General features: G+C 75.0%; 23 protein-coding genes. 13 read left to right on the top strand and 10 right to left on the bottom strand.

Annotation, left to right across the window (positions count from 1 at the left end; translation table 11 throughout):
- Window positions 1–66 precede the first annotated feature (66 nt).
- Window positions 67–555 carry a GNAT family N-acetyltransferase gene (locus ACLQ2W_RS21845; RefSeq protein WP_425788132.1) on the bottom strand — a complete coding sequence of 163 codons (489 nt, stop codon included), beginning with the start codon at window positions 553–555 and terminating at the stop codon, window positions 67–69.
- Window positions 556–643: 88 nt separating this feature from the next.
- Here ACLQ2W_RS21845 and ACLQ2W_RS21840 point away from each other — a divergent pair, with 88 nt between their 5' ends.
- From ACLQ2W_RS21840 to ACLQ2W_RS21825, 4 genes are all read left to right on the top strand, one after another.
- On the top strand, window positions 644–1,462 hold the full coding sequence (locus tag ACLQ2W_RS21840; protein WP_357301876.1) for a TIGR04222 domain-containing membrane protein: 819 nt from the start codon (window positions 644–646) through the stop codon (window positions 1,460–1,462).
- Window positions 1,463–1,535: 73 nt separating this feature from the next.
- Window positions 1,536–2,996 (top strand): hypothetical protein, encoded by a 1,461-nt coding sequence (locus ACLQ2W_RS21835; protein WP_425788130.1) that lies wholly within the window; start codon window positions 1,536–1,538, stop codon window positions 2,994–2,996.
- A 40-nt stretch (window positions 2,997–3,036) separates the two neighbouring features.
- Window positions 3,037–3,345 (top strand): hypothetical protein, encoded by a 309-nt coding sequence (locus ACLQ2W_RS21830; protein ID WP_405089440.1) that lies wholly within the window; start codon window positions 3,037–3,039, stop codon window positions 3,343–3,345.
- A 75-nt stretch (window positions 3,346–3,420) separates the two neighbouring features.
- Entirely contained in the window at window positions 3,421–3,879 is a 459-nt protein-coding gene (locus ACLQ2W_RS21825; RefSeq protein WP_425788128.1) for an HNH endonuclease, read from the top strand.
- A 15-nt stretch (window positions 3,880–3,894) separates the two neighbouring features.
- On the opposite strand, the gene ACLQ2W_RS21820 is transcribed toward ACLQ2W_RS21825, so the two are convergent.
- Entirely contained in the window at window positions 3,895–4,293 is a 399-nt protein-coding gene (locus ACLQ2W_RS21820; protein ID WP_425788126.1) for an NUDIX hydrolase, read from the bottom strand.
- Between the two features lie 264 nt (window positions 4,294–4,557).
- Entirely contained in the window at window positions 4,558–5,664 is a 1,107-nt protein-coding gene (locus ACLQ2W_RS21815) for a trypsin-like serine peptidase (RefSeq protein ID WP_425788124.1), read from the bottom strand.
- 169 nt (window positions 5,665–5,833) lie between these two features.
- On the opposite strand from ACLQ2W_RS21815, the gene ACLQ2W_RS21810 reads away from it, so the two are divergent.
- The 3 genes from ACLQ2W_RS21810 to ACLQ2W_RS21800 are packed head-to-tail and all read left to right on the top strand — an operon-like array spanning window position 5,834 to window position 7,755.
- Window positions 5,834–6,355, top strand: a complete 522-nt coding sequence (locus tag ACLQ2W_RS21810) for a nuclear transport factor 2 family protein (RefSeq protein ID WP_425788122.1) — start codon at window positions 5,834–5,836, stop codon at window positions 6,353–6,355.
- A 21-nt stretch (window positions 6,356–6,376) separates the two neighbouring features.
- Window positions 6,377–7,156: a class I SAM-dependent methyltransferase gene (locus ACLQ2W_RS21805; protein WP_425788120.1), complete on the top strand. Its 780-nt coding sequence runs from the start codon at window positions 6,377–6,379 to the stop codon at window positions 7,154–7,156.
- A gap of 32 nt (window positions 7,157–7,188) precedes the next feature.
- Entirely contained in the window at window positions 7,189–7,755 is a 567-nt protein-coding gene (locus ACLQ2W_RS21800) for a hypothetical protein (RefSeq protein ID WP_425788118.1), read from the top strand.
- 13 nt (window positions 7,756–7,768) lie between these two features.
- On the opposite strand, the gene ACLQ2W_RS21795 is transcribed toward ACLQ2W_RS21800, so the two are convergent.
- Entirely contained in the window at window positions 7,769–8,650 is an 882-nt protein-coding gene (locus ACLQ2W_RS21795; protein ID WP_425788116.1) for an NAD(P)H-binding protein, read from the bottom strand.
- 63 nt (window positions 8,651–8,713) lie between these two features.
- Between ACLQ2W_RS21795 and ACLQ2W_RS21790 the strand changes: the two genes are divergently transcribed.
- Window positions 8,714–9,331, top strand: a complete 618-nt coding sequence (locus tag ACLQ2W_RS21790) for a TetR/AcrR family transcriptional regulator (protein ID WP_425788114.1) — start codon at window positions 8,714–8,716, stop codon at window positions 9,329–9,331.
- Window positions 9,332–9,445: 114 nt separating this feature from the next.
- On the opposite strand, the gene ACLQ2W_RS21785 is transcribed toward ACLQ2W_RS21790, so the two are convergent.
- From ACLQ2W_RS21785 to ACLQ2W_RS21770, 4 genes are read right to left on the bottom strand one after another with little or no spacing between them, the layout of a single operon-like run.
- Window positions 9,446–9,685 (bottom strand): hypothetical protein, encoded by a 240-nt coding sequence (locus ACLQ2W_RS21785; RefSeq protein ID WP_425788112.1) that lies wholly within the window; start codon window positions 9,683–9,685, stop codon window positions 9,446–9,448.
- Window positions 9,624–10,106, bottom strand: a complete 483-nt coding sequence (locus ACLQ2W_RS21780; RefSeq protein WP_425788110.1) for a nucleotidyl transferase AbiEii/AbiGii toxin family protein — start codon at window positions 10,104–10,106, stop codon at window positions 9,624–9,626. The genes ACLQ2W_RS21785 and ACLQ2W_RS21780 overlap by 62 nt, the downstream gene beginning before the upstream one ends.
- Window positions 10,106–10,462: a hypothetical protein gene (locus tag ACLQ2W_RS21775; RefSeq protein ID WP_425788108.1), complete on the bottom strand. Its 357-nt coding sequence runs from the start codon at window positions 10,460–10,462 to the stop codon at window positions 10,106–10,108. The genes ACLQ2W_RS21780 and ACLQ2W_RS21775 overlap by 1 nt, the downstream gene beginning before the upstream one ends.
- Before the next feature lie 36 nt (window positions 10,463–10,498).
- The gene (locus ACLQ2W_RS21770) at window positions 10,499–10,975 is read right to left on the bottom strand and encodes a DUF1992 domain-containing protein (protein ID WP_425788106.1); all 477 of its coding nucleotides are present in this window, start codon (window positions 10,973–10,975) and stop codon (window positions 10,499–10,501) included.
- Between the two features lie 113 nt (window positions 10,976–11,088).
- Here ACLQ2W_RS21770 and ACLQ2W_RS21765 point away from each other — a divergent pair, with 113 nt between their 5' ends.
- Entirely contained in the window at window positions 11,089–11,484 is a 396-nt protein-coding gene (locus ACLQ2W_RS21765) for a YkvA family protein (RefSeq protein ID WP_405089429.1), read from the top strand.
- 4 nt (window positions 11,485–11,488) lie between these two features.
- On the opposite strand, the gene ACLQ2W_RS21760 is transcribed toward ACLQ2W_RS21765, so the two are convergent.
- Together ACLQ2W_RS21760 and ACLQ2W_RS21755 are read right to left on the bottom strand one after the other, a co-directional pair.
- Window positions 11,489–12,037 carry a GNAT family N-acetyltransferase gene (locus tag ACLQ2W_RS21760; protein WP_405089428.1) on the bottom strand — a complete coding sequence of 183 codons (549 nt, stop codon included), beginning with the start codon at window positions 12,035–12,037 and terminating at the stop codon, window positions 11,489–11,491.
- 49 nt (window positions 12,038–12,086) lie between these two features.
- Window positions 12,087–14,093, bottom strand: coding sequence for a beta-galactosidase (locus ACLQ2W_RS21755; protein ID WP_425788103.1), 2,007 nt, complete (start codon window positions 14,091–14,093; stop codon window positions 12,087–12,089).
- A gap of 114 nt (window positions 14,094–14,207) precedes the next feature.
- Here ACLQ2W_RS21755 and ACLQ2W_RS21750 point away from each other — a divergent pair, with 114 nt between their 5' ends.
- The 4 genes from ACLQ2W_RS21750 (at window position 14,208) to ACLQ2W_RS21735 (ending at window position 21,539) form a co-directional block, all read left to right on the top strand.
- On the top strand, window positions 14,208–16,541 hold the full coding sequence (locus tag ACLQ2W_RS21750) for a TIM-barrel domain-containing protein (RefSeq protein WP_425788101.1): 2,334 nt from the start codon (window positions 14,208–14,210) through the stop codon (window positions 16,539–16,541).
- A gap of 80 nt (window positions 16,542–16,621) precedes the next feature.
- Window positions 16,622–17,869 carry an ROK family transcriptional regulator gene (locus ACLQ2W_RS21745; RefSeq protein ID WP_425788099.1) on the top strand — a complete coding sequence of 416 codons (1,248 nt, stop codon included), beginning with the start codon at window positions 16,622–16,624 and terminating at the stop codon, window positions 17,867–17,869.
- A 239-nt stretch (window positions 17,870–18,108) separates the two neighbouring features.
- Window positions 18,109–20,529, top strand: a complete 2,421-nt coding sequence (locus tag ACLQ2W_RS21740) for a beta-glucosidase (protein ID WP_425788097.1) — start codon at window positions 18,109–18,111, stop codon at window positions 20,527–20,529.
- Window positions 20,526–21,539: a LacI family DNA-binding transcriptional regulator gene (locus ACLQ2W_RS21735; protein ID WP_281941190.1), complete on the top strand. Its 1,014-nt coding sequence runs from the start codon at window positions 20,526–20,528 to the stop codon at window positions 21,537–21,539. The genes ACLQ2W_RS21740 and ACLQ2W_RS21735 overlap by 4 nt, the downstream gene beginning before the upstream one ends.
- Window positions 21,540–21,543: the final 4 nt, after the last annotated feature.

The following is a 21,543-nucleotide window of genomic DNA, read 5'->3' as shown; positions in this document are numbered from 1 at the left end:
TTCGACGGCGGCGATCCCCGCCAACCTAACGACGGCCCCCGACACTTTCGCCGCACCGCGCGGCGGTCACAGGAGACGGTGCATGACGTGCAGGCCCACCCGGCCCAGGGTGGGATGGGCGAACGTCTCCGGCACGGTGCCGACCACCGTGAAGCCGAGCCGCCGGTAGAGCCGCACCGCCACGGTGTTGGTCTCCACCACGGCGTTGAACTGCATCGCGGCGAAACCGGCCCGGCGGGCCCAGTCCAACGCCTCCTCGCACAGCGCCCGGCCCACGCCACGACCGCGCGCGTCCGCGGCCACCAGGAAACTCGCGGTCGCCACGTGCGCACCCGGGCCCGGCCGGTTGGCGCCCATCTTGGCGCTGCCGAGCACGACACCGTCGTCGTCCACCGCCACCGAGGTACGCCCCGGCGGGCGGTCCACCCACACCTCGCGTGCCACCCCGGCCGACCAGGCCGGATCGTAGGCGAACGTGTCCCCGGCGGCGATGACGTCCGCAAGGATCGGCCAGACCTGACCCCAGTCGGCGTCGACGTGCTCCCGGATGCGCATCGTCGGCACGCTAGCCCGCGGCGTCGCGCCCGGCCACCCGTTTCCACCCGCCCCCGCCCCGGATCACCGTACGGCCATACTTGTCGCCATGCTCTGGGGTGTCAGCGGACCGATCTTCCTCCTCGACTACCTGGGCGCGGTCGCCGTGGCCGTCGCGGTCGCCGTGGCGGTACGCGAGCTGACCGGCCGCCGGGCCCGGGGCGCGACACCCGACCGGGTCGAGTTGGCGTACCTCACCGACCGGGCGCTGCTGGCCTGCCAGGTGGGCGTGGCCGCGCTGCGCCGCGCCGGCGGGGTGACCGTCGGGGAGCTCGCCACCCTGCACGCCGACGGTCCACCGCCGTCCCGCCCGCCGGCCCTGGTCCGCGCCCTGCACACCGCGCTGCGCCGCCCGCAGACCTGGGCCGCCGTGCTGGCCGACCCCGACGTCGCGCGGGCGCTGCGCCGGATGGTCGGCCGGCTGGTCCGCGACGGCTGGCTGCTCACCCGCGCCCAACGCCGACGGGTCGCCCTGGGCACGCTGCCGCTGTTCCTGGTCGCCGCCGTCGGGGTGACCCGGCTGGTGGACAGCGCGGTCGAGGGCCGCACCGCCGGCGGACCCGCCTCGGTCGCCGGGCTGCTGCTCTGCTGCCTGGCCACCGCGCTGGGCGGCTGGTGGCTGACCGAGGTGCCGGAGACCGGCGCCGCCGCACGGCGTCTCCTGCGCCGGCTGCGCCGCGAGCACGCCGACCTCGACCCCGAACGCCGTCCCACCTGGCAGGGCCGGGACACCGACGCGTTGCTCACCGCCATGGCGCTGTTCGGCCCGCGACCGCTGCTCGCCGTCGACCCGGCCTTCGCCGTCCAGGTCGGCGTCGACCCGGAGCGGGGCCGCCCCCGACCGGAACGCCGCCCCGCCCGCCGCTGAGCGGCCCTCGACGGGCGGCGTCGTCACCGATGCGGCAGAGTGACCCCACGACCGCAGGGCAGGGAGGTGAGCCGTGGACGGAGTGGTGTTCCCCGCGACCGGCGACGGCCGGCGCAGCACGACCGCGCTGGGCCGCGCCGTGGTCGCCGACGCGCTACGCGCCGTCGACCCGGTCGGCGCCCGCTCTGCCGAGCACGAGACCGACTGGCGGCGCGGCTACCTCACCCATTTCCGCCGCCTGGTCGAGGCCGGCCTGCTCTCCCGCGCCGCCGCGCTCACCGTCGCCCGCGACGGCCTCACCGCGCTGCACACCCGCATGCGGTACGCGCCGCCCGGCGGCGGCCCCGACGTCGCACTCGACGCGGCGCTCACCTCGACCGGCCCGGAACCGCCGCTGCACACCGCCACGGTCACCGGCGCCGGGCCGGTGGAACGGGAACTGTCCGTGCCGTACCGGGGGCAACGCCTGCGCGGCGACGACCTGCGCCGCCGCCTCGACGCCTGGGTGGACGCGGGCGTGATCGAACCGAGCTGCGCCGAGGCGGTCGGCGCGGTGCTCGCCAACCCCGACTGGCTGGACCTGCGCGACCAGCGGGTCGTGGTGCTCGGCGCGGGCGCCGAGATGGGCCCGCTGCCGTCGGTGCTGCGCTGGGGCGGCGACGTGGTCGCGCTCGACCTGCCCCGCCCGGAGATCTGGCGCCGGGTGCTGCGCACCGCACGCCGTCACGGCGGCCGCCTGCACCTGCCGGTGCCGGCCGGCACCGGCGGCGACGACGCCGCGCTGGCCGCCGCCGCCGGCGCGGACCTGCTGCACCGGCTGCCGCAGGCAACCCGCTGGCTGGCCGGCATCGACGGCCGGCTGGTGCTCGGCAACTACGTCTACGCCGACGGCGCCACCAACGTGCGGGTGGCCACCGCCGTCGACGCGCTCACCGTCGAGCTGACCCGGCACCGCCCGGACGCGGCGCTGGCGTTCCTGGCCACCCCCACCGACGTGTACGCGGTGCCCGGCGACGCGGTCGACCACGCCGACCGCGGGTACGCCGCCCGCGGCCCGGCCCGCCGGTCCCTGCGGCTGATCTCCGGCGGCCGGCTGCTGCGCCGCAACTACCCGCCCGGCGCCGACCCCGGCGTCAACGACAGCCTGGTCCCCCAGCAGGGGCCGAACTACGCGCTGGCCAAACGGCTGCAACGCTGGCGCGCGGCGGTGGCCCGCGACGCCGGCACCACAGTGTCGTTCACGGTCGCGCCGCCCACCCGCACCCGGTCCGTGCTGCGCAACCGCGCGCTCGCCGCCGCGTACGCCGGCGCGCACCGCTTCGGCGTCGAGGTGTTCGAGCCGGCCACCAGCAACACGCTGATGGCGGCGCTGCTCGTGCACGATCTACGCACCGGCGGCGGTCCGACGCAGGAGCACCCGTGGCGGGACGAAGCGTACGCGGCGGCACACGGCGGGCTGTGGCGGATCCCGTACGCGCCGCGCAGCGCGCTCGGCCTGGCCGTGCTCCTCGGTCTCGGCGGGGCCCGGGCCTGAGGCGGGTTTCCTTGTCCGCAGCGGCGGGAAGGCTCCGTGCATGGCCGAGACATTCGCGAGCGAAGACCTGAAGACGCTGCGGTCCATGGCGCGCGGGGCCGGGATCCCGGAGGCCGAGCGCCTGTCGCACGACGACCTGGTCGAGGTGTTGCGCCGGGCCGGCCTGGCCGACGGCACCTCGGACGACTGGCCGGACCAGCCGATCGAGGACCCGGCACACCTGGCCGGCCTGCCCCGCAGCTCGCTGCGGCAGGGCGACGAGAGCACCGGCGGCCGGGCCGCCGAGGAGGCGATCGGCGCCCGACCCGGTGAGTCCGGCACCGAGATCGACGACCGAACGCAGCGCTGACCACGTACCGCTGGCGGGCCGCCGCCGGAGCGGCGGCGGCCCGCACGTCACGTCCCGCCGGCCTATGCTCGCCGGATGCTGTCTGAGGTGACCGGACTGTCCCGACACTTCACCGAGGAGTCCCTGCGGGCCCACCTGCTGGCCCGGTCGACCCGCACGCCCGGCGGCTGCCTGGTCGTGCGCGGTTACGGCAGCCGACGCGGGGTGCACCAGAAGGTGGCCGGCCGGGCGTGGGCGCACGTCGCCGCGTACGCGGTCTTCGTCGGTGGCTACCGGCCGGGTCTGGAGGTGCGGCACGACTGCGGCGTGCTCGACTGCATCGAGCCGACGCACCTGCGTCAGCTCAGCCGCAGCGACAACCGCCGCGCGCGGCGGCAGCAGCCGACCTGCCGCAACGGGCACGAGCGGGAGGTCGACCCCGGCACCGGTCGGCTCCGGAAGGTGTGCCGGCACTGCAACAGCGACGCCCAGCGGCGGTGGCGCGAGCGCCGCGCCGCCGAGGTGGCCGCCGCCCGGGCCGGTTACCGACCCTGAGCCACGATCCGGTCGTCAGCGAAGCTGGTCGGCGCGGTGCAGGTGATCGAAGATGATCTGGTCGACCGGGGAGACGCGGTGCCGGTCGGCGTAGGCCAGCCAGGTGATCTCCTCGATCTCGTGGGCCGGCCGCAGGACGCCCCGGTAGTCGGCGGTGTAGCAGCGCATCCGTACGACGGTGCCGTCCGGATGCCCGTGCGCCTGGGCCTCGAACGCGCCGACGAACGCGGCGCTGTCCGGGTCGATGGTCACGCTGAGCTCCTCGCGGATCTCCCGGACGAGCGTGTCGAGGTCGCTCTCGCCGGCCTCCCGCTTGCCGCCGGGCAGGTAGTGGACGTCCTTGCCGCGTGAGCGCGAACTGAGGATCGCGCCGTGCGCGACCCGGATCCAGGCGATCTTGTCGATGACGGTCACCGTGGCCTCCCCCGCTGTTCTCGGTCCGCATGGGACGGTACGCGGGGCGATGACACCAGCTTGAAGCCTTACGCACAAGAACTGTCATTATGATGTAGCGGCGATATGCCCCTTTTGGGTCGCCTGATTTTCGTAATGTCGTAACCGGTAATCCAATAAATGGCCGGCAGGTGGCTCAGGGTCGTCTCCGCACGACTGGAGCACCGGGGGGCTGTGCGCCGCCCCGGTGCTCCGGTCAGCCGGACTCGCGTTCCGGCCGGTCGGTCAGAAGTTCGTCGTGAAGTTGTAGAGCACCAGCGCGGTGTCGTCGAAATACGGTGACGCCACCCAGGTCGCCCGGTCGGCCCGGCTGTTGATGCCGTTGACCAGACCCCACTGCCCGTCGTAGTTGATCAGCCACGAGCCGCCGCTCGCCCCGCCGGTGAAGTTGCACGGGGTGATCTTGATGGTCTGCGTCCACACCGCCGGGTTCTCCTGCACGGAGTTCGCGGCGCACTGCTTGAGCCGGCGACCGTTGAACGGCGCCTCCGCCGGGTAGCCGAACGCGTTCATGAACTGGTTCACGCCGGCGTTGACCCACAGACCCTGCGAGCCGTACCGGTTGATGTGCTGGCCGCCCTGCGTGCCCATGACGGCCACGGCCATGTCCTCGGCGAAGTTCGAGTCGTTGATCCACGCCGTCATGGTCCACAGCCCCGTTGCGGTCCAGGTGCCGAGCGGACGCGGGTTGGCCGCATCGCCGTTGTACGCCGGGACGAAGGTCCAGTTCGAGGCCAGGGTGCCGCCCCGGCCGCCGTGGATGCAGTGACCGGCGGTCCAGACCTCGTTGCCGGCGGCCGTGTTCACGATCGTGCCCGAGCAGACGTAGTTCTTGCCGTCCATGGTGAAGAAGACCTTGCCGGCCGTGAACGCGGTCGGGTGGCTGCTCGGCAGGTTGGGGTCGGTCGCCTGGGTTCCCATCCCTCCGGTGGTGGTGGCGCCGCGGGCGGGCGGGACGATCAGCTCCTGGCCGCTGTTGCGCGGCGCGGGCGCGGACTTGAGGCCGGCCTGCGGCACCGCCAGGGCCCGCCGGTACTGCTCGGATTCCTCGACCGGCCGCGCGGCGCGCATCCGCGCCGGCGTCCAGTACGCGGCCAGCACCGCGTCGCGCGACAGCCGGTGTCCCGCCGTCGCCTCGGCGGCCCGGGTCGCGTCCGCGGTGACCGTCGGGGTGAAGCCGGTGATCCCGGCGGCGGCGGCACCGGGCGCGTTGACCACCGCGTCGCGTTCGGCCGCGTCGGCCCCCGGCCCGACGACCAGCACGGGCACGACGATTGCGGCGATCGCCAGGGCCCGAAGGGCCCGTCGTGATCCGGTCGACCAAACCTTCATCTGTGCGGTCCTCCCGTTGCGGACGCCACCTGTCGCAGCGCCCTGCGTACCGAAACCCTGAGCCCTGCGCACGTCCGGGAGGGTCGATCGTGGACACGGCTGGACAGGATCGGACACGGTTGGACAGCAACGCTCAGCGCTGAACGCCACGCCGCTCCTGCTCAACCCCGTGGTCGGAGCGCGGACGGGATCCCGGCCGCAGCGGGCCAACGGGAACGCCGCCGATTCCCTACGGTGGTGCCATCCCGATGGTTCTCCACAGGAGGTCGGCATGGCACCGTTGTCACGCGAGGTCGTCGAGCGGGTCCTGCGCGCCGGCCGCGAGCAGGACGTCGAGACGTTCGTGGGCCTGATGGCCCCGGACGGATACCTCGAATGGCCGTTCCGGCCACCGGGCGTGCCCGGCCGGGTGCAGGGGCGTGCGGCGATCCGCCAGCACCTGACCGAGACGGCCGGGTCCCTGATCACGTTCGACGAGCACCGCGACATGGTGCTGCACGAGAGCACCGATCCCGAGGTGGTCGTCGTCGAGTACGAGGCCCACGGCACCGTGGTCGCGACCGGCGCGCCGTTCACGCAGACCGTGATCGCGGTCTTCCGGGTGCGGGATGGCCGGATCGAGTCCTACCGCGACTACATCAACCCGCTGCCCCTGATGGCGGCGCTGGCCGGCGTCCCGGACGGGCGCTGACACGGACGACAGGAGCACCCCGTGGAGCAGGACGAACAGCGCCGGCACTCGTCGTCGTTCGGCGCGGCGGCGGCCGCGTACGCCGAGCACCGTCCGGACTACGCGCAGGACGCGGTCCGGTGGGCGCTGGAGGCCGCCCCCGGCCCCCGGGTGCTCGACCTCGGGGCCGGCACCGGCAGGCTGACCGCCACGCTCCGGGCCGTCGGCGCCGACGTCACGGCCGTCGAGCCGGACCCGGCGATGCTGGCCGAGCTGCGCCGCGCGCTGCCGGATGTCCGCGCGCTGTCCGGAAGCGCCGAGGTGATCCCGCTGCCTGACGCGTCCGTCGACGCCGTGCTGGCCGGCAACGCCATGCACTGGTTCGACATGGCGGTGGCGGGCCCGGAGATCGCCCGGGTCCTCGCCCCCGGTGGTGTCCTGGCCGGCCTGTGGAACGTGCTGGACGACGAGGTCGACTGGGTCGCCGGCCTGGCCGAGGTCAGCGGCAGCGCCGTCGTCGGCCCCCGCGACACGCCCGCGAGCTGGCGGGTCGAGACGGCGCGGACGCACCTGCCGAGGAACGGCGCGCCGGCCCGCTTCGACGCGCCCGAGCAGGCCACGTTCCGGCACGGGCAGCAGCGCACCGCCGACTCCCTGACCGCGACGCTCGCCACCCGGGCGGGCCTGCTGGTGATGCCGGCGCCGCAGCGGCAGGCCACGCTCGACCGCATCCGGGCGTTCCTGGCCAGCCGGCCGGAAACCGCGCACGGCGAGTTCACGCTCCCGATGCGCACCTGCGTGCTGCGCGTCCGGCGACGGTGACGCCGCCCGAGGGACCCTCCCACGGGACCGGGATGACCGGCGCGGACGTCCGCGCCGCCGCCGCCGCGATGACCGCCGTGCTGCTGCCGGCCGTCGGCCGGGACTGGACGGTACGCGCGGGCGACCTGGACTGGTCCTGCTGGACCACGACCGCGCACGTCGCGCACGACCTGGCCGGGTACGCCGGTCAGGTGGCCGGCCGCCCCACCGACGGCTACCTGCCGTTCGACCTGCAGGTCCACCCCGACGCGCCACCGGCGCGGGTGCTGACCGTGGCGACCGCCGCCACCGGGATGCTCGCCGCGCTGGTGGACACCGCCGACCCGGACGACCGGGGCTGGCACTGGGGGCCCTGCGACCCGGGCGGCTTCGCCGCGATGGGGGTGGCCGAGATCCTGCTGCACACCCATGACGTGACCCGCGGTCTCGGACTGCCCTGGTCACCGCCGGCCGGCCTGTGCGCCGGGGTGGTGCGACGGCTGTTCCCCGACGCGCCCGCCGGTGCGCCGGCGCCGGCGCTGCTCTGGCTCACCGGCCGGGCCCCGCTGGGCGACCGGCCGCGCCGGACGTCGTGGACGTGGCGGGCCGCGCTCGACTGAGGAGCACGCCGGTTCAGGTCGCCGGGTCGGCCGCTGCGGTGAACGCCGTGACGTGGTCGGCGGACCACTGACGGAACGTGCGCGCCGGCCTGCCGAGCAGGTGCGACACCGTGGTGGTGACGTGCGCCGGATGCCCCAGGGTGGCGCGCCACGCGGCCAGCAGCATGTCCACGGCGGGACGCGCGGCCTCCGGGGCCTGGCGACGGAACTCGTCGGGCGGCAGGTCTTCGAACGCGATCGGCCGGCCCAGGGCGGCGCCGATGAGGCTGACCTGTTCGGCCTGGCTGAGCGACTCGGGGCCGGTCAGGACGTGGTCGCCGCCGCCGTGCCCGTTCCCGGACAGGACCCGCGCGACGACCGCGGCGACGTCCCGGTCGTCGACGGGGGCGGTCTCGGCCGCGCCGTACGGCCACCGGACCACCGCGTCGCGACGGATCGCCGGGGCCCACCAGTGCAGCGCGTTGGAGGCGAACATCCCCGGCCGGACGATCGTCGCGTCGAGACCGGTCGCCGCGATGAGCTGCTCGATGCGGGCGTGCAGCGTCGCCATCGGGTTCGGCTGCTGGAAGAACGGGTGCGGGGTGCGGTGGGGCGCGGACAGGTAGACGACCCATCGCGGGTGGGCGGCCAGCCGGTCGACGACCGCCGGCGCGGTGTGCGGCGGGGCGGTCCAGACCAGGAAGACGGCGCGGACGGCGGTCAGGGCCGCGTCGAGCGACGCGGGCACGGTGAGGTCACCGGTGACGACCTCGACGGCGGTGGGCAGGGTGGCCGCCGACTCGGGGCGGCGGACGAGGGCGCGGACCGGCACGCCCGCGTCGACCAGTTGATCGATCACGGCGCGCCCGATCCGGCCGGTCGCCCCGGTGACGAGCACCGCGTCTGTACGTTCCATGCCCACCATCGAACCGTTACCCGGTTAAAAACACAACCAGGTAACACTTGTTACCCTGACGCGGTGAGTGAGCCGGGCGGGCTGCGGGCCCGCAAGAAGGCGCAGACCCGGGGCGCGATCGCCGACGCCGCGATCGCGCTGTTCCTGGCGCGCGGGTTCGAGCAGGTGTCGGTGTCCGACATCGCGGCGACGGCCGAGGTGTCGAAACCGACCCTGTTCCGCTACTTCGCGACCAAGGAGGACCTGATCCTGCACCGGTTCGCCGACCACAACGGTGAGGCCGCCCGCGTGGTACGCGACCGCCGGCCCGACGTCGCGCCGATGACGGCGCTGCACCGGCACTTCCGGGCCGGCCTCGACCGCTTCGAGCCGGTGACCGGCCTCAACGATCATCCCCAGGTGGTGGCGTTCCACCGACTGGTGTTCAGCACGCCGAGCCTGGCCGGACGGCTCATGCAGTACCTGCTCGACGACGAGGAGGCGTTGGCGGCGGCCCTCGGCCCGGGCCTCGGGCCCCGACTGCTGGCCGCCCAGGTGATCGCCGTGCACCGCGTGCTGGCCCGCAACAACTGGCAGAAGATCGCCGACGGGCGGACCGCGCACGAGGTCCACCCGGAGGCGGTCGTGGACGCCGACGGCGCCTTCGCCCGACTGGGCCGGGCGACGGGCGGCGACTCCTGACGCGCTCTGCGGCGCGACCCGCGGCCGGGCTCAGCGACGCCACCAGCGTCATCCCGGTGCGGACGCGGCGACTGAGCGCCAGGGTCGGCCCACTGCCGATCGCTGGCAGCGCAGCTATCCTCGGGGCCAGTCGGTGAAGGCCGCGCGAACCTCGTTGATCTGCGCGGGCGTGAGGCGGTAGAGCGCGAAGACGGTATCGGGTAGGCCGTCGAGCCGCCGTATAGCGTCGTGAATTTCGTCGTCCGTGATGTCAGGGTCTGCTTTGCGGGCGAGCGCGATCAGATTACGACGGTCATAACGGTCGAGAACTGCCGCGACGTCGATGTAATCGCGTGGCTGCGCTCGTGTGATCATGGCAGCCATCTTTGGTACCGACGACATCGTCGAGGTGGAGGACGGGTCCGATGTCGAGCACCACTGGGGTGCTGAACCGGGCGAAGCGGACGAGTTGCACGCGGACGGCTTGAGTGTTGCCGTGTACCTCGAACTCGACCATGTCCTGATCGAATCCGTAGAAGACCTCGTCGAGTTCGCTGGAATCAGTCATGGTCTCGACCTGGAGACCCGCATCGCACAAAGCAGCACGAACCAGTTCCGAGGCGGCGGTGACGCCGCCCTCGGTATCAGTGAAAAGGTCGATGTCCTCGGTGGGCCGGGTGGCCAGGCCGTGGGCGATCAGGGCTTGACCGCCGGCGAGAGCGAAGCCGTGGCGAGCGGCCGTGGCGAGCGCGATGCGGGTGACCTCGTGCTGGAAGGGATCGGGGACGTGCGGCATCAGGCGGCGATGCCCCGGACGCGAAGCACATGATGGCGTTCCTCCCAGGCGCGGCGGACGCCGCGAGGCAGGTGCAGCGTGGGCCAGATGCGCGTGAGGGTCGGCCCGTGCAGCCAGCTCCGCAGCTCCTCGGGACGGACGGCCTCCGCCAGTACCGTCTCGTACATCCAAGCCAACAAGCCGGGCTTGTCGAGGTCGACGTGCCGGTCGGGCTGCCAGAACAGGCGGTGCGGAAGCTCAACGATCCCGGTGGTCGGTCCGTTCAGTTCACTCAGATCAGCCGCCACGATCGCCCGGCGTCCCGGGCGGGCCTCATAGGGTCTTCGCGAACTGCGAACGGAGCCGATCGGGTCCATGCCATGCAGAATAGTCGCTTTGACGTGCGGTCGGGCTCAGCGACGCCACCAACGCCACCGGCGGCGGGCGCGGGCCGCGGGCGGGGCGGACGGCGCCGGCTCGACCGGCGTCGCGGTCACGACACGCTGCTGCCGGTCGGCCCGCCACCGCCGTACCGCCTCGTCGACGTTGACCGGGCGGACCACCACCCGAGGGCCGGTCGGGGCACGCAGCCAGGCCACCACCTCGGCGTTGAGCGCCGCCACGTACGACCGGACCGCGTCCTCGGTGGGCAGGTCACGCAGCTCGGCGGGAAGGTGTTCGACGCGCCGGCGCAGTTGCAGCGGGGTGGGCAGCATCAGGTCGGACGGGATCTGCTCCCGCTCCATGAAGCTGCGGATCCACCAGCCCTCGTCGTAGGGCTGGTCGCGGCCCGGGATCGGTTTGCCGGCGCCCGGCAGGTTGTCGAACTCGCCGCGTTCCTGCGCCGAGCGGATCTGCGCCTCGACCGCGGCCTCCCAGCCTGTCGTCACCGCCGTCACCTCCCCGCTCCCACCGTATCCGTCGGTTGCCGACCATGGTCAGCGTCGCAGCGCGCGGGCGTGTTCCCGGCGCGTAGTGTTCCGCCGACGAAAGGAGCGGCGACGTGCGTGACTGGCTGATCGGCCTCGGCGTGGCGACCGGGTGCCTGGTCGCGAGCTGGGCGGTGCTGGTGCTGGCGGCCCGGCGGCTGCCACCCGGCCTGTTGCGTGACCTGGCCGCGTTCGTGCCCGACTGTCTGACCACGGTGCGGCGGCTGCGCCGGGACCCGCGCGTGCCGCGCCGGGCCCGGATCGCGATCGTCGTCGCCGGGGTGTGGCTGGCCAGCCCGATCGACCTGATCCCGGAGTTCCTGCCGGTGATCGGCCCGCTGGACGACATCGTCGTGGTGGCGCTCGCGTTGCGTTACGCCGGGCGGCAGGTGCCCCGGCAGGTGCTGCTCGACGCGTGGCCGGGCGAGCCGCGCCTGTTGCTGCGCCTGCTCGGCCCGGCCGGGCGGTGACGGCTCAGGGCAGCCGGCGTACGTGCCGGTGGCCGTCGCGGGGAAACGGCGGGCGGGCCGGCAGCACCTCGACGAAGGCGTACCCGCTCTTCTGCGCGACCCGGCAGGAGGCCGGGTTGTCGACCTGGTGCAGCAGTTCCAGGCGGGTCAGGCCGCCGGCGGCGAAGCGGGCGAACGCCCAGCCGGTGACCGCGTCGACGGCCCGCGGCGCGACGCCCCGGCCACGGGCCGGGGCCGCGGTCCAGTAGCCGACCTCGGCGGCCGGCCGCCCGGGCTGGACCTCCTTGAGCACCACGCAGGCCACCAGCCGCTCCCCCGACGGGGTGTCCTCCAGCACCGCGAAGCTGAACCGGCGCCCGGCGGCCCAGCCCTGCCGGGCGCGGCGCAGGAACGCGCGCGCCTCGGCGCGGGTGGTCACCGGGAAGCGGGTCCAGGCGCGCAGCACCGGGTCCCGGTAGGCCTCCAGCAGCGCGTCGGCGTCGCCGTCGCGCCACGGTCGCAGCAGCAGGCCGGGCGCGGTCGGGGTGGCGGCGGCGGACAACACGACGGACATCGTCCGAGTGTCGCGCGTCACCGGGGGTGAACGCGAGGCCGGCACGCGGTCAGCGCGGCGCCTCGCGCAGCACCGCCACGCCGCCGGGCCCGACGGTCACGTGCTCGTCGACCGGCTCGCCGGTGAGCAGCTCGTGCCCGGCCGCGGGCACCCGCTGCGGGCGGTCGGTGTGGTTGAGCAGGAACAGCCAGCTCTGGTCGCCGTCGCGGCGGCGGACCGCCTCGACGCCGGGCGGGGCCGGGCAGGTCGGGGTGACGCCGGCGAGCCGGGCCGCCTCGACGAGCAGCCGGCGGTACGTGTCGTCGTCGGGCCGGGTGGAGACGTACCAGGTGCGGGCCGCGCCGACCCGGTGCCGGGTGACCGCCGGGCGGCCGTCCAGGACCCCACCGATGTACGCGGTGACCTGCTCCGCCCCGGCCAGGTGCACGGTCTCCGACCAGATCCGGCCGTACCCGCCGCTGGTCAGGGGCACCCGTTCGTCGTCGGCGAGCGGGTGGAACTCCTCCACCCGCACGCCGAGCAGGTCGCGGTAGGCGCCCGGATAGCCGCCGAGGCGGACGCGGGCGTGTTCGTCGGCGACGCCGCTGAGCCAGGTGACCAGCAGGTGCCCGCCGGCGTGGACGTGTCGGCGTACCCAGTCGACGGTGGCGTCGGAGGCCAGGTAGAGCGCGGGCAGCACGAGCAGCCGGTGGCCGTCGAGCGGGTCGCCGGGCGTCACCAGGTCGGCGGTGAGGCCGGCGTGCCACAGCACCCGGTGCGCGGCGGCCACCTCGCCCGGGTGGTCGAGGCCGTCGCGGGGCATCCCCGGGTGGCGCAGCGCCCAGCCGCTGGCGGCGTCGTGGGCGATCGCGACGCGCGCCTCCACCTGCCCCGTCGCGGTGCCGGCGAGCCGGCCGAGCGCGGCGCCGAGGTCGGTGGCCTCCCGGAAGACCCGGGTGTCCGCGCCGGCGTGCGACACCACCGCGGAGTGGAACCGTTCGGCGCCGCCGGCCGGGGCGCGCCACTGGAAGAACATCGCCCCGGCCGAGCCGCGGGCGACGTGCGCGAGGCTGTGCCGGGTCATCCGGCCCGGTTCCTTGGTGTGCATCCGCCCGGTGACGTGGATCTGGTTGGGCGCGCTCTCCATCAGCAGCCACGGCGCGGGACGGCCGGCGCCGTGGCGGGCCCAGCCGCGGGCCAGGTCGGCGGCGAGCGCGGTCTGCTCCTCCGCGCCGCCGTCGATGCGGTCCGGGTAGTGGTCGACGGCCACCAGGTCCACCTCGCGCGCCCAGCGGGCGTGGTCGACCGGCACCCAGTCGCCGAGCACGTAGTTGGTGGTGACCGGCACCGCCGGGTTCGCCGCCCGCAGCACGTCCCGCTGCTCGGTGTACGCGGACAGCAGCGTGTCCGACCAGAAGCGGCGGAAGTCGAGCAGTTGGCCGGGGTTGGCCAGGTACTGGGTGGCGCGGGGCACGCCGACCTGCGCCCAGTCGGTGTAGTGCTGCCCCCAGAAGCTGGTCACCCAGGCGTCGTTGAGCGCGTCGAGGTCGGCGTACCGGCCGGTGAGCCAGCGGCGGAACGCCGTCTCGGCGTGGTCGCAGTGGCAGGTGGTGCCGTACTCGTTGTGCACGTGCCACAGGGCCAGCGCCGGGTGGTGGGCGTACCGGGTGGCCAGCACCTCGGCGATGGTCCGGGCCGCGGTGCGGTAGGCGGGCGCGGCGGCGCAGTAGGTGTCCCGGCTGCCGTGGTGCAGGCGGACGCCGTCGGCGGTGACCGGCATGGCGTCCGGGTGGCGCCGCGTGAACCAGGGCGGCGGGGAGGCGGTGGGGGTGGCCAGGGCGGCCCGGATGCCGGCGGCGTGCAGCAGGTCCAGCACCTCGTCCAGCCAGTCGAGGGTGTACCGGCCGGGGGCGGGTTCCAGGCGGGACCAGGCGAACACGCCCACGGTGACCAGGTTGACCCCGGCCGCGCGCATCAGGGCGACGTCCTCCGACCACACCGCCGGTGGCCACTGCTCCGGGTTCCAGTCTCCGCCGTAGCTCAGCCGACCGTCGCTCCACAACGCTTTAGTTGTCATCCCCGTCAAAGTAGGAACAGGTGAGGATGAAAGTCAATGCGACAGATCATTGACAGTTAGTTGTGGTTCCCAAGAAACTTGCGGGGCCGCCCGTGTCGCCGCGAGGAGACGCCCATGCCGTACCGCCCGCCCCTGGTCCCGTACGAGACGTTCGTGGCCGACCCACCCGACCTGCCGGTGCGCGCGCCCGGCGAGGAGGGCGCCGACGACGTGCTGCGGGCCGAGGTGGCCGCGGTCGACCCGCACGGGGTCACGCTCACCGCCACCTGCTCCTCCGGCCGCACGCTCGTCGCGCGCGTCGAGGCCGCCGGGGCCGGGATCATCCGGGTACGGCTCACCGACGACCTGTCGGTGCGCAGCCGCTCCGCCCGGGCGCTGACGCTGACCCGGCCCGTACCGCACCCGGCCGAGGTCACCGTCGACGACGCGTACGCCCGGGTGGACGCCGGCGGCGTGCGCGCCGAGATCCGCCTCGACCCGTGGGGGCTGCGCTTCCTCGACGCCGACGGTCGGCTGCTGGTGGCCGCCGACGGCGGCACCCGGGACATCAGCGGCCGGCGGCGCACGCTGCCGCTGGGTCGGTCCACCCTCGACGGCGACCCGGTCGCCTGGCACGAGAGCTTCGTCGCCCCCGGCGACGAACGGTTCGTCGGCTTCGGCGAGAAGTTCACCCCGCTGGACAAGCGCGGCCAGCGACCGTTGATGTGGAACTTCGACGCGTTCGGCGGCGAGTCCGACCGGTCGCACAAGAACGTGCCGTTCTACCTGTCCGACCGCGGCTACGGCGTGCTTGTCGACAGCGGCCTGCCGGTGCAGTTCGACGTCTGCGCCAGCACCCACAGCAGCGTGCAGCTCCTCGTCCCGGACGACCTGCTCGACTACTACGTGCTGGCCGGCCCGACCCCGGCGCGGATCCTGGACCGCCTCGACGCGCTGACCGGCCGGCCGTACCTGCCGCCGCGCTGGGCGTTCGGGGCCTGGATCTCCTCCGGGTTCTTCCCCGACAGCGAGCAGCGGGTGCGCGAGCGGGCCCGGCTCATCCGGGAGCGGGACGTCCCGTGCGACGTGCTGCACCTGGACTGCTACTGGCAGGTCGCCGGCCGCTGGTCCGACCTGCGCTGGGACGAGCAGGCGTTCCCCGACCCGGCCGGCCTGCTCAAGGACCTCGCCGAGGCGGGCTTCCGGGTGTGCCTGTGGATGAACCCCTACCTGATGACCGACAGCCCGCTGTACGCCGAGGCCGAGGCCGCCGGCTACTTCCTGCGCCGCCCCGACGGCGACACGTACGTCGCGGACACCTGGCACGGCAGCTACCCGGTCTGCGCCATCGTGGACCTGACCAACCCGGCGGCGGTGCGCTGGTTCCAGGGCCTGCTGCGACCGCTGCTGGCCCAGGGCGTCGCGGTGTTCAAGACCGACTTCGCCGAGGGGGTGCCCGCCGACGCGGTGGCGCACAACGGCATGACCGGCGTCGAGCTGCACAACGTGTACGCGCTGCTGTTCAACGACGTGGTCGCCGACGTCACCGAGGAGGTCGCCGGGCACCGCACGGTGTGGGCGCGCTCGTCGTACCTGGGCGGGCAGCGGCACAGCGCGCAGTGGAGCGGCGACGTCAACGCGACCTGGCCGGGCATGGCCAGCACGCTGCGCGGCGGGCTGTCCCACGGGCTGTCCGGGGTGCCGTTCTGGAGCCACGACACCGGCGGCTTCCACGGCACGCCGGAGCCCGACCTGTACGTGCGCTGGACGCAGTTCGGCGCGCTGTCGCCGCTGGTCCGGCTGCACGGCACCACCAGCCGGCTGCCGTGGGACTTCCCGCCGGAGGCGGAACGGCACGCGGTGGCGGCGCTGCGGCTGCGCTACCGGCTGCTGCCGTACCTGTGGTCGGCGGCGCTGGACGCGGCCCGCACCGGCAGCCCGATGCTGCGGGCGTTGCTCGTCGACACCCCGGACGACCCGACCGCCTGGGCCACCGACCTGCAGTACCGCCTCGGCGTCGACCTGCTGGTGGCGCCGGTGCTCGACCCGGGCGGGGAACGCGCCGTCTACCTGCCCGCCGGCGACGACTGGCTGGACGCGGCGACCGGCCAGCGCCACCCCGGCGGCCGGCACCTGCGGGTGCGGGCGCCGCTCGACCGGCTGCCGCTGTACGTGCGGCGCGGCGCGCTGATCCCGACGGTGCCGGCCGCGCCCACCGTGGCCGAGGGCCCGTTCCGCGACGTCACGCTGGTGTCGTGGGGCGGGACCGACGGCGTGTCGGTGGTCCGCGACGACGACGGCGACAGCACGGTCACCGCCGTCCGCGACGGCGACACACTGCGGGTACGCGTGGACGGGCCGCTGGACGTGCGCCGCGTCAGCGTGGTCGGCGCGGACGCGACGCGCCGGGTCGTGCTCGACGGCGAGCCGATCCCGGTGACCCCGTTCGCGCCGTGGTTCGGCGGCTGAGCCGCCCGGCAGGCACCGTGCCGATTTAGTTTAAGCTTTGGCCGAACCCGACGGACGGCGGCGCAGGAGGCGGACAGCACGTGATCAGCATCGACCGGTCGGTCCAGACGGCCGACCTCGGCGACGTGCGGGTCGCCAACCGGGCCGTGGTGCTGCGGCACGTGCGGCAGCACGCGCCCTGCTCCCGCGCCGACGTCGCCGCCCGCACCGGCCTCAACAAGGCGACCGTCTCCAGCCTGGTCAGCGAGCTGATCGAGCACGGGCTGCTGCGCGAGACCGGGCTGACCGAGAACCGGGTGGGCCGCCCGGCCACCATGCTCGTGCTCGACGGCGCCCGCCACGTCGGGCTCGGCCTGCAGATCGGCGCCGACGAGTTGGTCGTGGTCGCCGCCGACCTGAGCGGCGAGCGGCTGCTCACCTGGCGACGCGCCTTCGCCGCCGCGCTCGCCGACCCCGAGGAGACGGTACGCGCGCTCGCCGCGCTCACCCGCCGGGCGCTCACCCGGGTCACCGGCGCCGGGCGCACGGTGCTCGGCCTCACCGTGGGCGTGCCCGGCCTGGTGGACGCCGAGGGCGCTGTCCCGCTGGCCCCCGCGCTGGGCTGGCGCGGCGTGCCGCTCGCCGCCGAGCTGCGCCGCGCGCTGCGCGACCCGGGTTTCCCGATCGGCGTGGACACCGACGCCAACCTCGCCGCCTCGGCGGAGCTGCGGCACGGCCCGTACGCCGGCACCGCCGACCTGATCCACCTCACCGGCGGGCTGGCGGTCGGCGCCGGCCTGGTCAGCGGCGGCCGGCTGCTACGCGGTGGCCGGGGCTTCGCCGGCGAGATCGGCCACCTGCCGGTCCTGGCCGGTGCTTCCCCGGCCGCGACCGCGGGGCGCACCGACCCGGCGTGCCGGTGCGGGCGCCGTGGCTGCCTCGCGTCGCTGGCCGGCGTGGACGCCGTGGTGCGCCGCCTGCTGCCCGACGCCGTACCGGACGCGCCGGTCACCGACTACCTCCCGGAGATCGACCGGATCCAGGCGCTCGCCCGCGCCGGCGACGAGCCGGTGCGCACCGGGCTCACCGAGATCGGCCGGCACCTCGGCCGTGCGGTGTCCGTCCTGGTCGACCTGCTCGACCCGGAGGTGGTCGTGGTGGGCGGCCACCTGGCGACGCTCGCGCCGTGGCTGCTGCCGGCCGCCCACGCCGAACTCGCCGCCCGCACGCTCGCGCCGCCGGCCGGGGTCCGGCTGGAGGCCAGCACGCTCGGCTCCGCCGCCAGCGCGTTGGGCGGCGCCACCACCGCCCTGGCCACCGTGGAGGCCGGGCAACTACCCGCCGTCTGACCCTTGACCGCGCCGGCCCCGGATGCCAACCTCGGTAGCGCCGCTTCCGGACCGGGCAATCCGTGGGCGGCCTGTTTTCCGGCGGTTGTCGAAGCGCTTCACCGCAGCTCCGGGCCGACCCGCCGGCCGACCACCCCACCCCCTTTTTTTCGCGTGCGTGCCACCGTCCTCACCGCCCGGCCATCGAAGCGCTTCGATGGCCGGGAGTGTGACCCGCACGCCCACCGGAGGCGCCCGCCATGACCGACCCCATCCCCCACCGCGTCGACGACCTGCTCGCCCGCCTCACCGTCGGAGAGAAGCTCGGCCTGCTGCACCAGTGGCAGGCGCCCGTTCCCCGGCTCGGCCTGCCGGGGTTCCGCACCGGCACGGAGGCGCTGCACGGCGTCGCCTGGCTCGGCGAGGCCACCGTCTTCCCGCAGGCGCTCGGCCTGGCCGCGAGCTGGAACCCGGACCTGATCGCCGCCGTCGGCGCCGCCGTCGGCGACGAGGTCCGGGCCAAGCACCGCGCCGACCCCGACCGGGTCGGCCTCAACGTGTGGGCGCCGGTGGTCAACCCGCTGCGCGACCCACGGTGGGGACGCAACGAGGAAGGCTGGTCCGAGGACCCCTGGCTCACCGGCCGGCTCGCCACCGCCTATGCGTCCGGGCTGCGCGGCGCGCACCCCACCCGGCTGCGGACCGCGCCGACGCTCAAGCACTTCCTCGGCTACAACAACGAGACCGACCGGGCGCTCACCTCCACCGACCTGCCGCCACGCGTGCTGCACGAGTACGAGCTGCCGGCCTTCCGCGCGCCGCTGGCCGCCGGCGCGGCGGTCGCCGTGATGGCGTCGTACAACCTGGTCGACGGCGTGCCGGCGCACCTGAGCCCGCTCATCGACGGCGAGCTGCGCGGCTGGGCCGACGACGAGGTGATGGTGGTCGGTGACGCCGGCGCGGTCGGCAACATCGCCGGCATGCAGGAGTACCTGCCCGACCACGTGACCGGCTTCGCCGCCGCGCTGCGCGCCGGCGTGGACAGCTTCACCGAGGACGACGACGACCCCCGCCCCACCGTGGACCGGCTCACCGAGGCGCTGGCGCGCGGGCTGGTCGCCGAGTCCGACGTGGACCGCGCGGTCCGGCGGATCCTGTCGGTCCGGCTGCGCCTGGGCGACCTGGACCCGCCCGGCCACGACCCGTACGGCGACGTGCCGGCCGACGTGGTGAACTGCCCGGCCCACCGGGAACTGGCCCGCGAGTCGGCCCGCCAGTCGGTCGTGCTGCTGTCCAACGACGGGCTGCTCCCGCTCGCGCCCGACCGGCGGGTCGCGGTGCTCGGCCCGCTCGCCGACACGGTACTCACCGACTGGTACAGCGGCACCCTGCCGTACGCGGTCAGCGCGTTCGAGGGGCTGCTCGGACGGCTGCCGGAGGTCACCACCCACCCGGGCGTCGACCGGATCACGCTGCGGGTCGGCGACCGGGCCGTCCGGTGCGTCGACGGCGGGCCGCTGACGCTCGCCGACGCGGCGCCCACCGAGTTCGACGTGGTCGACTGGGGACAGGGCGTGGTGGCGCTGCGCGCGGCCCACCACGGCCGGTACGTGGGCGCGGACGACACCGGGGCGCTCGTCGACGACCGTCCCGGCCCCGGCGGCTGGGTGGTCCGGGAGACGTTCCGCCTGCGGCACCGCCCCGACGGCACGGTGCTGCTGCACCACCTCGCCACCGGCCGGGACGTCGGCGTCGACCCGGCCGGCCGGCTGAGCGTCGCGGTCGGCGAACCCGCCGCGTTCACGGTGGAGCTGCGCGTCGACGGCGCGGCCGAGGCCGCCGCGTTGGCCGCCGCCGCCGACGTGGCGGTGGTGGTGCTCGGCAACCACCCGATGGTCAACGGCCGGGAGACCGAGGACCGGGTCGACCTGGACCTGCCGACCGGCCAGCTCGACCTGCTGCGCGCCGTGCACGCCGCGAACCCGCACACCGTGCTGGTGCTGACCAGCAGCTACCCGTACGCGGTGGGCTGGGCCCGGGAGCACCTGCCGGCGGTGCTGTGGAGCGCCCACGGCGGCCAGGAGCACGGCCACGGGCTGGCCGACGTGCTGCTCGGCGACGCCGATCCGGGCGGACGGCTGACCCAGACCTGGTACGCCGACACCGCCGAGCTGCCCGACCTGCTCGACTACGACGTGATCGGCGCCGACGCCACCTACCTCTACCACCGGGGCGAACCGCTGTACCCGTTCGGCCACGGGCTCAGCTACGCCGAGTTCGACTACGCTGACCTCCGGTTGAGCACCGCCACGGCGCACACCGACGAGGAGGTGGAGGTGAGCGTCGAGGTCACCAACACGGGCCGCCGCCCGGGCACCGAGGTGGTGCAGCTCTACACCCGGCAGCGGCGCTCCCGGGTCAAGCAGCCGCTGCGACAGCTCCGCGACTTCGCCCGGGTCACCCTGGAGCCGGGGTGCACGGCCCGGGTGACGCTGCGGCTGCGTACCGCCGAGTTGGCCTGGTGGGACGCCACCCGCGGGGCCCTGGTGGTGGAGGACGCCACCCACTCGCTGCTGGTGGGCCGCTCCGCCCGGGACATCCGGCTGGTGGGCGCGCTCGCCGTGCGCGGCGGCGACGGGGCGGCCACCTCGGCGGCGGAGCGCTCCGGGACGGCCCGGTGAGCGGCCGCGCCGCCGGCGAGCAGGTCACCATCGCCGACGTGGCCCGCCACGCCGGGGTGGCGGCGAGCACCGTGTCGTACGTGCTCAGCGGCAAGCGGACCATCTCGGCGGCCACCCGGGGGCGGGTGCTGGCCAGCGTCCGCGCGCTGGGCTACCACCCGAACGCCGGGGCGCGTGCCCTGGCCAGCCGCAAGGCCAACGTGATCGCGTTGGTGCTGCCGCTGCGTACCGGCATGCAGGTGCCGGTGGTGATGCGGTTCGCCACCGCCGTGGTCACCACCGCCCGCCGCCACGACCACGACGTGTTGCTGGTCACCGCCGACGAGGGGCCGGCCGGGCTGCACCGCATCGCCGGCAGCGCGCTCGTCGACGGCGTGCTGCTGATGGACGTGGAGCTGGAGGACTCCCGGGTGCCGCTGCTGCGGGAGCTGGCGTTGCCCGGCGTGCTGATCGGGCACCCGGCCGACAGCACCGGCCTGGCCTGCGTGGACCTGGACTTCCGGCGGGCCGGGGAGCTGTGCGTGGAGCACCTGGCCGCCGCCGGGCACCGGCGCGTCGCGCTGCTCGGCGCCCCGGCCGCCGTCTACGACCGGGGCACCGGCTTCGCCCACCGGACCCGGGCCGGCGTGACGGCCGCCGCCGAGCGGCTCGGCGTCGACGCGGTGACCCGGCCCTGCGAGGAGGGACCGGCGGCGGTACGCCGGGACCTGGCGGCGTTGCTCGCCGACCACCCCGACGTCACCGGCCTGGTGGTGCAGAACGAGTCGGCGGTCGGGCCGGTGCTGGCCGCGCTGCCGACGCTGGGCCGGCGGGTGCCGCAGGACGTCGCGGTGGTCGCGATCTGCCCCGACGAGCTGGCCGAACCGTCCGGGTTGACCTGTGTGCCGGTGCCGGCCGAGGAGGTCGGCCGGCAGGCGGTGACGTTGCTGATGCGGCGGCTGGGTGACGAGCCGGTGCCGGAGGTGACGCTGCTGGAACCGACGCTGACCGTACGCGACACCAGCCGGTGAGCCG

Source organism: Micromonospora sp. DT227, from assembly GCF_049841835.1.
In the GTDB taxonomy this organism is placed as follows: domain Bacteria; phylum Actinomycetota; class Actinomycetes; order Mycobacteriales; family Micromonosporaceae; genus Micromonospora.
This window is presented reverse-complemented; position numbering and strand designations above follow the sequence as displayed.

Excerpts from the sequence above, each read along its gene's own strand:
- ACLQ2W_RS21830 (WP_405089440.1), top strand. The coding sequence starts at position 3,037 with ATGGCCGAGACATTCGCGAGCGAAGACCTGAAGACGCTGCGGTCCATG.
- ACLQ2W_RS21740 (WP_425788097.1), top strand. The coding sequence starts at position 18,109 with ATGACCGACCCCATCCCCCACCGCGTCGACGACCTGCTCGCCCGCCTC.
- ACLQ2W_RS21795 (WP_425788116.1), bottom strand. The coding sequence starts at position 8,650 with ATGGAACGTACAGACGCGGTGCTCGTCACCGGGGCGACCGGCCGGATC.
- ACLQ2W_RS21825 (WP_425788128.1), top strand. The coding sequence starts at position 3,421 with ATGCTGTCTGAGGTGACCGGACTGTCCCGACACTTCACCGAGGAGTCC.
- ACLQ2W_RS21845 (WP_425788132.1), bottom strand. The coding sequence starts at position 555 with ATGCGCATCCGGGAGCACGTCGACGCCGACTGGGGTCAGGTCTGGCCG.
- ACLQ2W_RS21775 (WP_425788108.1), bottom strand. The coding sequence starts at position 10,462 with ATGGACCCGATCGGCTCCGTTCGCAGTTCGCGAAGACCCTATGAGGCC.
- ACLQ2W_RS21755 (WP_425788103.1), bottom strand. The coding sequence starts at position 14,093 with ATGACAACTAAAGCGTTGTGGAGCGACGGTCGGCTGAGCTACGGCGGA.
- ACLQ2W_RS21840 (WP_357301876.1), top strand. The coding sequence starts at position 644 with ATGCTCTGGGGTGTCAGCGGACCGATCTTCCTCCTCGACTACCTGGGC.
- ACLQ2W_RS21750 (WP_425788101.1), top strand. The coding sequence starts at position 14,208 with ATGCCGTACCGCCCGCCCCTGGTCCCGTACGAGACGTTCGTGGCCGAC.
- ACLQ2W_RS21785 (WP_425788112.1), bottom strand. The coding sequence starts at position 9,685 with ATGATCACACGAGCGCAGCCACGCGATTACATCGACGTCGCGGCAGTT.
- ACLQ2W_RS21800 (WP_425788118.1), top strand. The coding sequence starts at position 7,189 with ATGACCGGCGCGGACGTCCGCGCCGCCGCCGCCGCGATGACCGCCGTG.
- ACLQ2W_RS21760 (WP_405089428.1), bottom strand. The coding sequence starts at position 12,037 with ATGTCCGTCGTGTTGTCCGCCGCCGCCACCCCGACCGCGCCCGGCCTG.
- ACLQ2W_RS21815 (WP_425788124.1), bottom strand. The coding sequence starts at position 5,664 with ATGAAGGTTTGGTCGACCGGATCACGACGGGCCCTTCGGGCCCTGGCG.
- ACLQ2W_RS21780 (WP_425788110.1), bottom strand. The coding sequence starts at position 10,106 with ATGCCGCACGTCCCCGATCCCTTCCAGCACGAGGTCACCCGCATCGCG.